This is a genomic window from Rhodococcus sp. MALMAid1271 (assembly GCF_049195265.1).
Classification (GTDB): domain Bacteria; phylum Actinomycetota; class Actinomycetes; order Mycobacteriales; family Mycobacteriaceae; genus Rhodococcoides.
In genome coordinates this window covers 15864-31012 of the sequence record NZ_JBMIRQ010000015.1, presented here as the reverse complement: position 1 = coordinate 31012, position 15149 = coordinate 15864, and the positions used below count along the sequence as shown (strand labels likewise).

Here is a 15149-nt window from a genome sequence, read left to right as displayed (position 1 = left end):
GAGCTTGATCCGTTTGCGGGCCTCCCGTAGCTCGGCGGACTCGTCCAAGCCGGCCGGCGTCGTGCCTCGTTCGATGCCGTCGTCGCGGTCGGCGATCTTCAGCCACCGATGCAGACAGCCCTCGGATATTCCGAAGTCCTTCGCGATCTGACGCAATGGGGCCTCGCCCTTGCGTGCAACAGCGATGACGTCGCGGCGGAACTCCTCTGGGAACGCTTTCGGCATGGTGAACATCCTTCCACCGTGAGGAGCGATCCTCACAGATCAGATGTCAACCAAACCTGGGGCAGTCCCAACCACGACTGCAGCGATGCAGGAAAAGACGACGGTGCAGTGTTGCACCTGGATCCGACGAGCCTTCAAATTGGTGTCAAACTCGCTACCAACGCTGACCGCTTGAATGGAGCCTGCGAGTAGCGCCTCGCCAGCCCCGACCGGCAGCTCTCGACCGCATAGGCGAGTAGCTAAGCTCCCGCCACCCGGCCCCACCTGCTGCATTTGGGTGTGTGTAGTTCCCATTTTCGTATGCCTCTACCTGCGGATTGCCCTAACGTGCCGTCAATCCTCGCCGCAGTGGCATCTGTTGTCTCAAGATCCCTACACGTGATTGTGTCAGGCGTCGTAGAGGTGTCCCCAAGCGCCGGCCGTGTCCGGGCGGGGAACACTCGGCCGGTGCCTGGGTTCAGCGGGTTCGCTTCCGAGCGGTGCGCGTGCCGTATCCGGGCGGGGTGTGCGGCAGCGCAGACCGCGGTGAACTCGGGAACCCGCAGTTCAGGGACGCGGATCGGTCATGGGAAGGGCACCCAGGCACCCATTGGGGCGTTGAAGGTCCATTCGATGCCCTCGAAGCTCACGGGGCTGTCGGGGTCGGCGGGGTCGAGCGGTTCTGCGAGGCCGGAGTCGATGGCCATGTCCATGTCGTCGGCGGGGATGGTGCCTACTTCCTCGGCCGCGGTGACGTCGACGACCGGTGCCGGTGGGGCAGGCGGGGCCGGCGATGGTTCGGGGCGGGCGTCGACGTCGGCGTCGACGAACTCCTCGATGCCGTCGAGCGTGGCCGACGGCAACGGGCGATGCGCGCACCGATCGTGGGTGCAACTGTCGAAGTCCGAGATGTCACGCATACGGGCCATGAGCGGCCGAAACCATTGGGTGTGCCAGGCGGTGAGGTCGTCCCGGTACTCGTCACCGCGATAGTAGGCATCGGTCCACGCCGCCATCAGGGCGCTCAGTTCCTCGACGACGGGATCGTGGCGATACCAGCACGGCGGAATCTTGGTGCCGAGCTCGTAGCGCTCCCGCAGCCACGTGGTCCAGTCGATCAGCTCCGACCACAGGGCCCGAGCCTGCTCGGCATCGAGGTACCGCCAGGTGAACCGCGACGGCACCAACTCTTCCTGCTCGCCGCCTGGCGCGGTCACGACAGTGTCGTCCCGTCACTGACCTTGTCGAGCACCACCGCGCCGGACCGGACCTCGGTACGAGGCGCGGTGCCCGATGCCACGATCTCGTCGAACACGTTCTGCGAGCGCATCACCGCGGCACGTGACGGGTTCTCGTCCCACACCGTCGGTAGGTGCACCAGGATCGGCGGCGCGGTCCGGTAGATCAGCAGGCCTTGATCGGGGTCCATCTGACGGATCTGGGCCGGCGACATCACCGGTACCTCCCGCAGCGTCGGCCCGGACTGGGCGTTCCCGGAGGGCTGCCACTCGTACCGGTCGCCGAGCATCTTCGAGATCGCGTGCAGCTCGTCGCCTTTGAGGCCGGGCAGGATCAGGCGGGCGGGGGAGTTGTCGGCGAACATCTTGCCGGCGACCGCGCCCCAGCGGAGCTTGTTCTGCTCTTCGTTGTGGGCGTAGGCGTGGATGGTGATACCCCGGCCGCCCGAGTCCGACATCAGATCCGGCAGGCCGGGGATCGGGGCGACGTTGTTGACTTCGTCGAGCTCGAATCGGATCGGGGGATCGAATCGGCCACCGGGCAGGGTCTGCGAATGCCGGTCGGCGAGGTAGTGCACTTCGCTGGCCAGGGCCGCGATGAACGGTGCCGCGGAGTTGTCCTTGCCCTTGGACACCAGATACAGCGTGTCCGTGCCGGATCGAATGAACTCGTCGATGTCGAACGACTCGCTCATCGGCACATCGACGGCCTTGAGCAGTGCGGGGGAGGCGAGCGGGGCGAGGAGTCTGCTGGCCGCGCCGATCATGTCGTCGGAGGAGTCCGATCCGGAGTCGAGGATCTGGCCGAGTTCGGCTTCCCAGCCGGGCATCGTCCGCATTAAGATCTCGCGTGGTTCGCGGCCTTTACGCGAGTTCACCCATACGCGCAGCGTGGCCAGGTCCGCGCCGCTGATCGCGGCCGCGTGCAGGTAGCAGCGCAGCAGCACGACGGCTTTGTCTTCCCAGTAGCCGCCGTTCTTGGTGTCTCCCATCGGCATTGCCGATACCAAGCTCTGGGCGCGGCGGATCGCCACGTCCGGGTCCTGGCATCCGGAGAGGATCGACCAGCGGATCGGGTCGGGCCATCCGGTGATGTTGTCCGGATCGAAGATCGACACCCTCCCGAGCGCGGCGCGGTGCTCGTACGTCGCCGAGATCAGGTCCACTTTCGTCGAGGTCACAAGCAGGGTGCCGGGTGCGTCCATGCAGCGCTGATACGCCACACGCCAGGTCTTACCCGAGCCGGTGACGCCTTCGACGAGCATGCAGTCGTTCTGCTTGATGTAGACGATCTTGTCGGGGTCGACCATGTTGCGGCCCAACGCGATAGCGACCTCGCTCGCGTCCAGCTTCGATGCCCGCGTGCCCTTCAACGACGAACGGGTGGCGACGGCGGCTTTGCGGACACTCTTCTCGTCGATACCTGCCCGGACGAGTTCACGTCGACCGGCGAATCCACGTTGGGCCTGACCGCGGTGGTGCTGCCAGTCGTCGATCTCGGAGCTGATCCACAGTGCGACAGCGGTATACAGCGCACCGAGCACGAGAATGCACACCCAGGTCACCCACGCCGGGCCCGGCTGCGCGGTCGCCGGCCACGCAGCCGCGGGGTCCGATGGGTTCGTGACCAACCCGCGGAAGATCGCGAACAACTCACCGAAGCTGGTGGGCATCGCGATCACCTTGCTCGAGACCAGCGAGGAGACCATGCCGCCGCCGGCGACAGCGAACACCACACCCACGATCAGAGCGGCACCGACCCAGACCTCGGCCGGGACGAACGGATCGCTGGGCCTGCGGGGAGGGGATTGCATCGCACTCATCGAACTGTCCTGTCGTCGGTGGAAGGGGCACGGCGGGAGTAGCTTTCGAGCACGTGCAGCTCGGCGGCCAGACCGACCGCGCAGTCCGCGTCGGCGATCGGGTCGAGGGCGGCGAGGTTGGCTCGTAGTTGCGTGATCCGGATGTACCGGGCCACCGCGGCGGCGTCGGTGTCGGAGATCGGGGCGGGATGGGTGATCTCGTACCGCCACTGGTCGGGGAGGTAGGTCACGGTGGCCGGGCTGCGTCGACCACTGCGCTCGGTGATCGAGCGGGCGAGGTCGTGCGCGAGGCGGTACGCGAGGTCCGGTGCCCACTGTCCGAGCAGCAGCGTCGAGTTCGGCAGCGGGTCGGGCCGGGTCGAGAGCACGCACACATCCACGCCGGCGCTGCCCTGCCACTGGATCGGCAGCGCGACCTCGTCGACGGCGGCACGCAGGTAGCACGGTGCCGGTGTCCGCGCTGTGCGGACGCCGGCGCTGTAGATCGGGATGGTGGCGAGTGCGCAGGTGATCTCGCCGGGGGTGCCGGACACACAGACCTCGTCGTGTCCGTCGACAGTGATGGTGACGGTGATGCCGGGGAGACCGGCGGCGAGGGAAGCGGCGTGGCTGACGGCGAATCGTGCTGCGGCGTAGGGGGATGCGAACCGGCCATCGCTGCTCGAGCGGGTGTCGTCGGCGTACCCGGCCGGGGCCGCGGAGCTCACCCGCACGTCGATGGTGCGGGCGGTGCGAGGACGCCGGATCGGATGCGGTGACGAGGATGGTGGTGAGGTGGTCATGCGGGCTTGACTCCTTTGACGGCGGCGTCGGTGTCGGTGAGGGCGATCTCCTGAGGGGAGCGGACGTGTTCCATCAGGATCGGGTCGGACGAGCCGATCTTGACCAGGCATTCGCCCTGGCCCAGGCCCATGATGATGTCGATCGACCCGGGTGGAAGGTGATACATCTCCGCGGTCTCGCGGGCGTCGTCGAAGCGTTCCTGCGCGAACAGGAACACGATTCCCGCCTCCTGCATGAGCGCCCGGGCGGGGGAGTCGTGGGACATGTCGGAGGGGTGGTGGAAGGCCGAGACGGTGGACAGACCCAGTCCGCGAGAGAGTTTCATGTTCGACCGGAACACCGCGCCGGTCGATCCTTCGGCGACGTGCCAGCCTTCCTCGACGATGAGGATGGTCTGCTTGGACACCGACGAGCGGGCCGCGAGCAGGTTCGCCAGCCAGGTGTTGATCACGGTCATCACCACCCGCAGCGCAGGTCCTTCGGTCGGCAACGCGGAGACGTCGAAGTGCGCGAAGGGGTGCTCGAGCGCGGCCCGGACCTCCGGGGAGGTTTCGGCGTCGACGAGGCCTTTGAGGTCCCGGTCGACCAGACGCAGCAGGGCCAGGCCGGGCTCGTAGCCCCATTCGAGCGAGCGCTCGGACCAGCGGTCACCGAAGTACGTGCCGTCGTCGGTGGACGGTTCGACGAGGCGGCGCGCGAGATCCTCGAGTACCGGTGCGCGACCGGTGGCGGCGGCGTCGGCGTTGACCAGCTCCAACGCTCGGCCGACGGCGCTCTTCTCCGGTGTGGTCAGCGGGCGTTCCATGGTGTCGGCGAGGACGGCGAGCACGAGGGCTTCCTGACCGGCCGGGGTGACACCGTCGAGGCCGCCGGCGTGCTCACCGCCGGTGGTGATCGCCGGGTCGAGCAGGTTCAGTCGCGCCCCGCCGCCACCGGTCTTGAACCGGACCGATTCCACGTCGAGGGTGCGGGCGAAGATGGAGTACTCGCCCTCGCTGCCCTGGCGTTTCTTGTCGATCACCACTACCTGCCGGCCGAAGATGATCTGCCGCCACAGAAACGCGGTCTTGATCATCGAGGACTTGCCCTTGCCGATGTCCCCGACGACGCAGACGTTGATGTTGGAGATGTCGGTGCCGTAGAGCTCGAAGGGATCGGTGATCACCAGATCCTGGGAGATCCGGTTCAGGCCGGTCACCGCTCCCTGGTGGCGGGCACTGCGGCGGCTGATGGCCAGGTTCAGTGCTTCGGACTGCCTGGTGGTGCTCCACGCGCCTTCGGAGCGGGGTTCGTACCAGCCGTAGCGGTCGAGGAGCGCGAACCGACGAGGTGGCTTACGGCGGGCGACCTTGGCGGGGATCGCCTCGAGGACCGCGGCGGAGTCGCCGAGCCGCCGTCGACGTGCCGAGCGGCTCGGTTCCTGGGTTGCGATCGGTCGGGTGGCGGGGCGATGGGTGGTGTGTTGCGGCATCGAAATCTCCTGGGCTACTTGGTGTAGCGCGTCACGGCGAGACCGCGAGCGAAGGGCAGGGTGGTGAACAGGGCGACGTCGTGTGTGTCGTCCTGCCAGGTGATGGTTTTGATGGCCGATTCGTCGGCGGCTTCCTCCACGCGCATGCAGGCCCGCTCGAGGTCGTCTTCGTCGCGGCCGGTGACCGCCACGGCGAGGGAGTAGATGGTGCCGTGATGGCCCGAGCCGGGCATCAGATCCAGGCGTCGACGCCCGGACGCGGTGGCCATCACTTCGGCCGAGCCGTCGCCGATGATGCCTTTGCGGAGGGCGCTTTCCTGCGAGGCGCGGTCCTGAGTGAAGTCCTGACTCGCCGCTTCCCGGGCGACGGCGTCGGGCACGAAATCGACGCGGACACTGACGGTTCGGATCGTCGGGGACGGCGGGTTCTCGTCGTCGCCGATGTCGGGGGCGACCCCGGTCAGCAGCGGCGCGAGCCACAACGGGCCCAGCGGAATGGGTTCGATGCTCGCCGGCGGGAGGAACCCGACACGGGTGTGCCAGCGTCCGGATACCACCACCGACTCGTGGCCACCGACATAGGAGGGCCAGCAGTTCGACCACCGCGCCCCTTGGTGACGATCGAGTGGGTTCGACGGGTCGACGAACGCGCGGATCAGCGCGCAGGTGCGCTGCTCACCGAGGACCTGGACACGGCCCATGCCGGCGGCGACGAGTTTGCTCACCGCGCGCATCGTCTCGTCGCGGATCACCTGGGCGACACCGCCTTCGAATCGGGCACCTTTCCCGCCTGCCGCTCGCGCGGCTTCGGCCTCGAAGTGGTCGGTCTGGGGGAATTTGAGCACCACGTACGCCCGGTGCTCTTCCGAGTGCGGCCGGATGGTGTCGATGAGGTCGCCGTAGGACTCCACCGGTGCCCGCAGACGCATGTCGCCGAGCTGTTCGACCTCCCGCTCGACCCAGTCCTCGTGCATGGTCAGATCCGCGGGAATGGAGCGGTGGATCAGTTGCACTCCGCGGATGAGCGAGGTCTTGCGGGCCATCGAGGCGCTGAACAGACCGAACTTCTCCGATGTCGTCGCCCAGGCCGCGTCGGTGCGCAGCCCCCCGGCCAGGCCCTGCACGGACAGTACGACCGTGTAGTAGGCCCGCTCGCCGGGGTTGGCGGTGCGGACGATGAACATCTCGTCCAGGCCGGTGCCGGCGACATCGAGCGGGGCCGTCCGCCCGAGCGGCACCGGGTACTCCCAGCCGGGGTCGAGATCGGCTACCCCGTAGGCGGGGTCGTCGGCGTTGCGGTAGACGTGCTCCCCGCGACGCATCCGCGCCCAGTTCCGCAACCGGTGCAACTGCCGCGCCGCCAGGGAGGTGTCCCCGAATTCGTATGTCGAGGCGAACACCCCGACGTAGAACACCGCCACGAGCCCGACGGTCATCGCGCCACCGCCCGCGGCGAGGTAGTACACGACGCCGATGATCAGAGCCGCGGTCCAGGTGATGAGCACCGGTGCCGAGATCCCGGTCATTCCGCGGCGCGCGATCTCACCGCCCAGGATGGAGGTTCTCTGCTCGCTGTCGTGCTCGACGGTCTCGGTCGACATCGCTTACCTGCCTTCGGCTTCGGACGGAGCGGACTCGGCACCGGATTTGGCTTTGTTCATCGCCGCCGCTGCGGACTGCGCGGCGATCGGCACCGCAGCTGCCCCGGCCGAGGCGACCGTCGCGGCCGATCCCGTCGCGAGCTTTCCGCCGAGTCGGCCGGCCATGCCCATCGTCGAGCGCTTCCGTGTCGACGCCCCGCCCTTGTCGGCGCCGCCGCTGTGGGCGGCCGCGGTGGTGTGGCCTGGGGTGGAATTGCTCGACGGGGTCGAATGCGTGGATCGGGTGGCCTTGTCGACGCCGTCGCCGGAGCGGGTCGAGCGCGGTGTGACGGTCGACCCGCCTCCGCCACCACCTCCGCCGCTGCGGCTGCGGAACAGGGCCGAGCTGCCCACGCCGCCGATGACACCACCGGCGACGGAGCCACCACCGCGGCCGAATCCTTCGGAGTCGGCTTTGGTCGGCAGGATCGGTGCCCATGCGAGCATTGCCCACGGTGCCAGGCCGACGACGACCATCGAGGCCCCGACGAGCACGAGAGCGCCGAGCGAGGTCAGATCTCCCGAGCCGCCGCCGCCCGAGAGCAGAGCGTTGTTGGCCCCGGCGAGCACGATCGCGATGAGCAGGAACAGCATCGGCTTGCTGAGCACGATGCCGACGAACGTGAACAGTGGCCGCAGCGCTTTGGTCCGCCACGTCGGGTGCACCCACATGCCGTAGCCGATTCCGGCGACGCACGCGGTCAGCGGAAGCCCGATCTGGTGCATGAGCAGACCCAGGTAGACCGACATCGCGCCGAGCAGCAGGATGCCGAAGAAGACCAGGCCGACGATCGAGCCGCCGACGACGGTGTCCTTGTTCAGCGTGCCCATCGTGGCGTAGATGTTTTCCACCATCTCGGTGATCGTGGAGCCGCTGAAACTGGCGATGCCCTCGGTGAGCACTGTCGCGAACTCGATCACCAGTTGAGCCAGGGCCAGGGAGAACAGCATCATCACCACCCCGGCGGGCATGTAGCCGAAGACGTTGGCCACCAGCTCCGATGGTGAGCCCTTGTGCCGTGATCGCATGATCGCCAGCAGTACTGCCAGCGACATGACCATGATTCCCAGACCTGTCGATCCGGCGTAATAGGTCACGAACCACTGCTGGGTGGGATCGAAGTCGCCGGTCGAGGTGAGCCCCCGCAGTACGGCGTCGGTGAGTGAGAGTGCCCCGCTCTTGGTGGCGTTGACCCAGTCGTCGATGACGGTGGTCGGGTCGGTGACGAAGTCGACGACGTCGTTCGCTGCCCCCGAGATCCAGGAGAATGCCTGCAGGTAGGCCTTGCCGAGCTTGTACTGAGGGGTGGCCGCGATGACTTTGCCGAGAGTGTCCTCGAGGCGCTCGGTGAACGAGGTGTTCTTGTCGATCCAGTTCGCGGTGCCGGCGAACAATCGTCCGATCGACAGGTTCCAGTCCTGGCAGCGGCTGGCATCTGCCCGTTCGGCTTTCGAGCAATCGACGAAGAACGCGTGCATGCAGTACTGGTCGCCCGAACCCTGCGAGCACGGGTCCGACCAGGCGGCGTCGGGCACCTTGTCGGCACCGGGCAGCGCTTTGATCGCGGTCAGCGAGTCCGCGTCCGGGCTCTGCGCCCAGGCGAAGCCCCACGTGCCCCATTCCTTGGTGCCCCACCGGGCAAGGTCCTCGGCGCAGGTTCCCGTCGGTGGGTGAAAGCTGGTGTCCCCGGCCGGAAACACCGTCGGCAGAGCGTCGGCGGGTGGTTCGGTCCCGTCGGCGACGGCCTGACGGGTGATCTCGGCCGTGGCCTGGGCCTGCGGGTCGGAGCCGACCGCGCTCGCACCGCCGAGCATGACGGCTTTGTTCTCGTCCGATGCGGTCCAGTACAGGAGCCGGTTTTCGTTCGTGAGTGCTTGGGAGATATAGGTTCCCAGGTCGCCGCCGTGGTCTGCGCAGTTACCGGTGAACCAGGGCCCGCTCCGAAATTCCTCGGTGCCGCCGATGAATTTCTTGAGATCGTCCGGGAAGTGCGCGGGCAGCCTCGAGGCCGGTTGTTGGGCGGTGACCGCCCCCGGTGCGGGGGCGGGAACGGCGGAAGGCTGGGCGAGCGCAACAGCGGATGATCCGAACAGTGCCACCAGTGCGGCGGTGACCGCGATGAGAACGAGACGGCGAATCATGTTCTCTCCTAGTCGATGTAGAAGGTGTAGTACCCGGCGGTCAGTTGACCGCCGAGCGCGGAATCAGCGGCCGGGTAGGACGCGTCTTCCGGGCGCGGGCCCTGGCGGTAGGACCAGTCCTTGGCCTTCCAGTCCCCGTCCTGCCAGACCAACGAGATGTCGGTGGTCGCCCACAGAGTGCTCACGGCGACGGTGCCGGTGTTGTTGATGTCGGACTGGGTGGTGGTCATCGACCACACCGAGATCTGCGCGGCGTCGGCGGCGAACGAGGACACGTGCACCGCGGCCGGCAGGGTGTTCATCACGTCGCTGCTCTCGTCGCGGTTGCTGCCGAGTTCGATCTCGCGGGCCAGTTCGGCGCCGGGGTCGGCGGCGATCATCGTCGAGCGGACATCGTTCATGTCGATGCGGCCCTGGCTGGCCTGATCGAACGCCTGGAGCACGTTCACCGCGGCCGTCGATGCGCCTTGGGTGTCGCGGGTGTAGCCGCTGGGGACACCGTTGTTCACCGTCGTGGGTCCGTGTACTGCGCGGATGGCATCGGAGCCACCGCCGCCGGAGTTGTCGGAGCGGCCCGACAGACCGACCACGATCATCGAGACGACGGCAAGGATCGCCAGGGCGACGGCCCCGAGAATGATCCAGCGTTTGGACCCGGACGTGCTGTCGGTTCGGCGGTCACCGGAGACGGTGCCGGTGTTGGGGGAGCTGGGGGGTTCGGAACCGACGTTGCGGTAGTCGATGGCCATGATGGGTAGCTCGTTTCTGCGGACGGTGCCCGCGTCGGGGAGGAGGAAGAGCGGGGGTCAGAGCCGCGATCGGCTATGCGCCGGACCGCAGCCGGGATCGGCTATGCGCCGGGCTGGACGAGGAGCAGGACTGCGCCGACGATCGGCGAGACAGCGGCCACTCCGCCCAAGATGATGAGCGAGAGCTTGAGATCCTCGCCCGCTTCGCTCAGATCGCTGGACATGTTGCGCTTGCGGGCCTTCCTGGAGCTGAGGAACGAGGTCAGTACCCACAGGCCGGCGAGGGCGATGCTGGCTCCCCAGATCGCCGCGAGCAGGCGCTTCCACGTCTGGTTCAGAGCGGGCCCGAACAGGCCGATGTCCGGGTTGACCCCGTCGTACGGGTTGACCGCCTGTGCGGCGGCGACTCCGCCGGCCAGGACGGTGAGCGCGGCGGTGATAGCGAGGACGCCGAGTACGCGGCGCGCTCGGTGCGAAGTGCGGGAGGTGACGGATTCTGTGTCCATCGGGGGTTCCTTTCCGAAACGGGTTGTTCTGCAGTGCCAGTGGATGTACGAGGCGGGGCTATTTGTCTTGAATGCGGCTCACCTCCCAGCCGCCGGACCCGCGCCGCAGGATCATCGCGACGACCCTCTCGCTCACCGGTGCACCGTCGATGGTTTGGGTGACGCGGTAGGACCGGTAGGCCGTTGAATCGGTCTGCGGGGGAACGGGTTCGTCGTCGGCGACGAGGTCGGGGGTCAGGACCGCGCCGCCTGCGGCCCAGTCCAGCCACTGCGCACCGGGGCTCGATTGCGCTGTGGTGGAGGTGATCTCACGTGCGTACTCGGAGGTGAGCAGCGGTGCGGTGCGGGCGGCGGCGTCGTTGGGTCCGGTGTCGACGGCGGTGTTCCAGGTGAACCAGACCGTCAACGCCGCGGTGGCCACCGAGTCCGGATCCTGCCGGTCCACCCCTGCCGCGAGGTCGGGCAGCGCAGTCGCGGCCGGCGGCGGGGTCCGGGTGGGATCGCTGCCGCTCGGCGGGGGCGTACCCGGGGTCCACTGCTGCGCCGGGATCGACGGGGCATCGGCGCCGCCGGTCTCCTGGCCACCGCACGCGGTGACAACCGTTGCAGTGATGAGGATTACGGCGAACGCGGTGCGGGTGGTTCTCATCCGAATCTCCGTGCTGTCAGGCCGCTCGCGGGCGGGGTCCAATCCGATACCTTCACCACGTCGCCGGACTGCGGTGCCTCGACGACCTTGTTTCCGCCGAGCCAGATGAAGATGTGGCCCGAGTGGGGTTGGATGATGTCGCCGGGAGCGAGCTCACCGGGGGTGGCGATCACGCGGCCGCGGCTGTCGGCGATCTGCGCCGAGTCCTGGTGGGGGAGCACGATCGCGCCGCCGGAGGCTTGCGCGACGGCGTAGAGGACCAGTCCGGAGCAGTCGAAACCGACCTTGTCGAAGTCGCCGATCATGTCCGCACGGCCGCCGCCGTCGCTGACCCCGCGTGTGGGGCCGTTGCGGTCGCCTCCGCCCCAGGCGTAGGTGGTGCCGAGCCAGCGCATCGCGGCCGCGACGACGTTCTGACCGAACGGGCCACCGGGGACGATGCCCGGTGTGGCCTGGGGGACGGCGACGGAGAACGCCTCTGCTGCGCGGCGGGGAATCTTCGCGACGTAGTCGAGGGTTTCGGCGTTCTGGCACACCCGGCCCTGCGAGAGGGTCGCACCGGGACCGCAGTTGTACATCGACAGATACAGCTCGGTCAGGTCGCCGCTGACCTTGCCGGCGGCGAGCGAGTCCTTGGCGATGCCCGCCAGCTCGCAGTCGTAGGCGGCTTGGCTCATCACCGCATCGGCGATGCTCCGGGTGTCCTTGCGGCCGTCTCCGTCGCCGTCGACGCCTTTCGCCGCCCACGTGGCCGGCATGAACTGCGCCGGCCCGTCCGCGCCGGAGCTTGCGTTGTGGGCGTTGACGTCGAAGCCGCCCTCTTGTTCGAGCTGCGCGGCGACGACCGGGGCGGTGACCTCGGGGCACACGGTGCCGGCCTTGACGATCCACGGCTCGAAGTCCGCCGGCACCGACCCCGGTCGCAGTCCGGTCGATCCGGCCGGGACACCGCAACCGGGTTTGATCGCGGCGGCAAGTTTGACCGATCGACTCGATACGCCCTGCGCCGCGGCACCGGCGGTCGGGGTCACGGCGGAGGGGCCGGCCGGTCCCGCCGCGAGAACGTCCGCGGTGGCGGTCGGTGCGGTGGCACCGGCGGCGGCGAGCCAGGCAACGGGATCGACCGGGCTCGATCCGGATGCGAGGCGCGTGCCGGGCCAGACCTCGAAATGCAGGTGCGGCCCGGTGGATTGACCGGCGTTGCCGACGGCCCCGATCGGGTCACCGGCCTTGACGGTCTGGCCCGCGGTCACCCCGACGCCGTCGTCGTTCATGTGGCCGTAGACCGTCGAGAGCGACTGTCCGTCGACGGTGGTGTCGATGATGATCCAGTTGCCGAACCCGCTGGCGTGTTCGGCCTTGACGACCGTGCCGTCGGTGGCCGCGTAGATCGGGGTACCGATCGGGGCTGAATAGTCCTGGCCCTGGTGTCCCTCGGGCTCGCCGGTCACCGGATTGGTGCGGGCACCGAAACCGCTCGTCGCCTGATACGTGCCTTCACGCAGCGGCATCACCACTGTTCCCGAGTGCGGGGCCACCACGGCCGCGCCGGCCGGCAGGCACGTGCCTTCGTCGACCGGCGGTGTGCGATCGCCCGAGAGGACACCGAACATGCCGATCGCGGCGACGGCGAAGATCAGCAACAGGCTCAGTGCGCCGGCACTGCCCTTGCTGCCCTGCTGTGATGCTGCCATCGGTGCATGTCCTCACGAATCGAAAGAATGATCAGTGCCCGCCCGGACACCTGTGGTGGTACGCGTAGTTCGGTTGTGGTGCTCTAGTTTTCGGCTGCTCTGCGTCATGCCCGCCCGGCTGCAGAGCCTGCTCGGCGGCTGGTCAGCCCCCGACCTTCTGGGTGAAGAAGTCGATGAGCCATTGCAGGGCGCTGCGGCCGGTGGAGTCGACCGTGAAGTCGCCGTAGGACTGGTGCGCACCGGAGGCGAAGAACGTCGCCGCGTCGATACCCGCACCGACCAGCTCGGCCGCGTCCCCTGCACCCGGTGACGAGGCCAGTGAGACGAGACTGCCTGCCAGACCGGCGAAATCGCCGCTGGAGGCCTGTCGACCGATCGCTGCGGACTGTCCGGTGACCTGAGTCTGCGCGCCGAGCTGGTCGGCGCTCGTCTTGGAGGATCCGGTGAGCACTCCGACCGCGACCGAGGCGAGGTCGAGCCCGATGGGCAGCAGCTCGGCGGCGGCCGCGAGGTTGCCGGTTTCGAGGATCTTCCACGCGACTTCCTGAATCGCGCCGACATCGTTGGCCAGGCGGATCACGTCGACGTTGCCGAGCAAGCTCAGCACCAGGGAGGCGATCTGCGCCGATCCGCTGGGGTCGGGGATCATCGCCACCAACGCCGCGAGCGTGTGCAGGTCCACTCCCGCAGCCATTTTCACGATCGGCGCGAACTGGTTGTTCAGGTCTCCGGCGATCTTGTGCGATCCCGCGACGTCGAGAGCGGCGACCTTCTGCGGCAACGCGATCAGGTTGTCGACGATGCCTTGGTAGTCCAGGCTCGTGAAGCCGGTCGCGACGTTGACGACCTGGTTGACCACCGTCTTCGGCTTGAGCAACGAGAGCACCTGCGTTGCCGAGGTCAGCGCATCCGGGGACACGGACTGCAACGGTGCGACCTGCCCGGTGAGCGTTGCGGCCGTATCGGTCAGGCCGGCGGTGGTGCCGGTGCCGCCCAGCACCGACGAGGCGGTGTCGGCGATCGAGGTCGCGGTGCTCAGGACTGCGGGAATGTCGATCTGATCGAGTGCGTCGAGCACCGTGGACGTCTTCGCCTCCGGCGATCCTTCCGGTGCGGTGTCGAGAGTCGAACGGATGCCGGGGTTCGCGGCGATCACCGACTGCACGTCGGCGACCGGTTCGAGGGTGTTGAGCAGCGATGTCGCCGAGGCCCCGACGCTGGCGACCTGAGACTGCGTGCGGTTGGTTCCCACCGAGTCGGGCAGGGTGGCCACCCGCTCCCCGAGAGTCGATGCGGTGTTCGCGGCACCGGCCAGATCGACGCGGGAGAAGTCCGAGACCAGCGACGACGAGAAATCGCTGACCCCTCCCGACTGCGTCGGTGTCGTCCCGGGCTGTGTCCCGGCACCGGTGACGCCGCCCTGCGCGGACGTCGACGGCACTGCGGTACTCGACGCTGCTGCGCTTGATCCGGATCCGGTCTGTCCGCCGGTGGTGGCCGGGTCGACGGGCTTGTTCGCCAGCACCTTGCCCAGACCAGCGAGCAGACCGTCCTTGCCGGCGTTCGTCGAGCAGTACAGGTCCGTGGGATTGCAGAGCTGCTTGACCACCGGGGCGAGAGAGCCGAAGCCTTCCGGCCGGACCCCGCCGATGCCCTGGCCGTCGACCTTCGGCCCGACGACGGTGCCGCCCGCGGTGCCCTGGTGCGGATCGGCGACCAGACCGACACCGAGAATCCGGGCCGCGGGAACGACGCCGCGTCCGTTGCCGATCTCGGCGGCGATGTCGCCGGCGGCGTCCGCGCCCTGGGAGTAGCCCGAGAGCAGGAACTTCGACGTCGCGCACGCCGAGGTCAGGATGTTGTTGATGGCGCTCTTGCCGGTTTCCTTGCTGTCGGCGTAGGTGCGCCCTTTGTCGAACGCCGAGGCCGCGTACGCCGGGTAGTAGACCTCGATGTCGTTGCCGTACTTCTGCTTCAGTGCGTTGCCGACAGTGGCGAGCATCCCTACCGGGGTGGTCGGATTCGCCGCGGCGTTGGTCTCCCACGTACCGGGGGTCATGATCGCGACGTACTTCGCGCACGAGGTCGCCGCCGTCGCAGCCGGGGCAGCGTATGCGGGGACGGTGCCCGCGGCCAGGACCACCGCGGAGACGACGACGGTCAGCGCCGACAGTGTCCGGCGTCGTCGTCGCCGCGGGGTGGTGTGCGTTCTCTGGCCGGTCATCGTGTTTCTCCTCGTGTGCGTTCAGC

The 15149-nt window shown here is 68.1% G+C and carries 12 protein-coding genes; all 12 read right to left on the bottom strand.

Features of this window, described 5'->3' with window-relative positions:
- Positions 1-225 (bottom strand): transposase (locus tag ACOQFP_RS00315; protein ID WP_421583100.1); only part of this gene is annotated, 225 nt, incomplete at its 3' end.
- A gap of 563 nt (positions 226-788) precedes the next feature.
- Positions 789-1421 (bottom strand): DUF4913 domain-containing protein, encoded by a 633-nt coding sequence (locus ACOQFP_RS00310; protein WP_094719626.1) that lies wholly within the window; start codon positions 1419-1421, stop codon positions 789-791.
- Positions 1418-3265, bottom strand: coding sequence for a type IV secretory system conjugative DNA transfer family protein (locus tag ACOQFP_RS00305; protein ID WP_037154239.1), 1848 nt, complete (start codon positions 3263-3265; stop codon positions 1418-1420). The genes ACOQFP_RS00310 and ACOQFP_RS00305 overlap by 4 nt, the downstream gene beginning before the upstream one ends.
- Positions 3262-4047: a hypothetical protein gene (locus tag ACOQFP_RS00300; protein ID WP_037154236.1), complete on the bottom strand. Its 786-nt coding sequence runs from the start codon at positions 4045-4047 to the stop codon at positions 3262-3264. Before ACOQFP_RS00300 ends, ACOQFP_RS00305 begins: the two co-directional genes overlap by 4 nt.
- Positions 4044-5519: an ATP/GTP-binding protein gene (locus ACOQFP_RS00295; RefSeq protein ID WP_037154234.1), complete on the bottom strand. Its 1476-nt coding sequence runs from the start codon at positions 5517-5519 to the stop codon at positions 4044-4046. Before ACOQFP_RS00295 ends, ACOQFP_RS00300 begins: the two co-directional genes overlap by 4 nt.
- A 14-nt stretch (positions 5520-5533) precedes the next feature.
- Positions 5534-7120: an SCO6880 family protein gene (locus ACOQFP_RS00290; RefSeq protein ID WP_052058721.1), complete on the bottom strand. Its 1587-nt coding sequence runs from the start codon at positions 7118-7120 to the stop codon at positions 5534-5536.
- Between the two features lie 3 nt (positions 7121-7123).
- A complete protein-coding gene (locus ACOQFP_RS00285; protein ID WP_037154231.1) occupies positions 7124-9301 on the bottom strand; it encodes a hypothetical protein in 2178 nt (725 codons plus the stop codon).
- An 8-nt stretch (positions 9302-9309) separates the two neighbouring features.
- Positions 9310-10050: a hypothetical protein gene (locus ACOQFP_RS00280; RefSeq protein ID WP_037154228.1), complete on the bottom strand. Its 741-nt coding sequence runs from the start codon at positions 10048-10050 to the stop codon at positions 9310-9312.
- A 101-nt stretch (positions 10051-10151) separates the two neighbouring features.
- Positions 10152-10556: a hypothetical protein gene (locus ACOQFP_RS00275; protein WP_037154227.1), complete on the bottom strand. Its 405-nt coding sequence runs from the start codon at positions 10554-10556 to the stop codon at positions 10152-10154.
- Between the two features lie 58 nt (positions 10557-10614).
- Positions 10615-11205 carry a hypothetical protein gene (locus ACOQFP_RS00270; RefSeq protein WP_037154224.1) on the bottom strand — a complete coding sequence of 197 codons (591 nt, stop codon included), beginning with the start codon at positions 11203-11205 and terminating at the stop codon, positions 10615-10617.
- Entirely contained in the window at positions 11202-12899 is a 1698-nt protein-coding gene (locus ACOQFP_RS00265; RefSeq protein WP_037154222.1) for a peptidoglycan DD-metalloendopeptidase family protein, read from the bottom strand. Before ACOQFP_RS00265 ends, ACOQFP_RS00270 begins: the two co-directional genes overlap by 4 nt.
- 142 nt (positions 12900-13041) lie before the next feature.
- A complete protein-coding gene (locus ACOQFP_RS00260; protein ID WP_094684187.1) occupies positions 13042-15123 on the bottom strand; it encodes a cutinase family protein in 2082 nt (693 codons plus the stop codon).
- Positions 15124-15149: the final 26 nt, after the last annotated feature.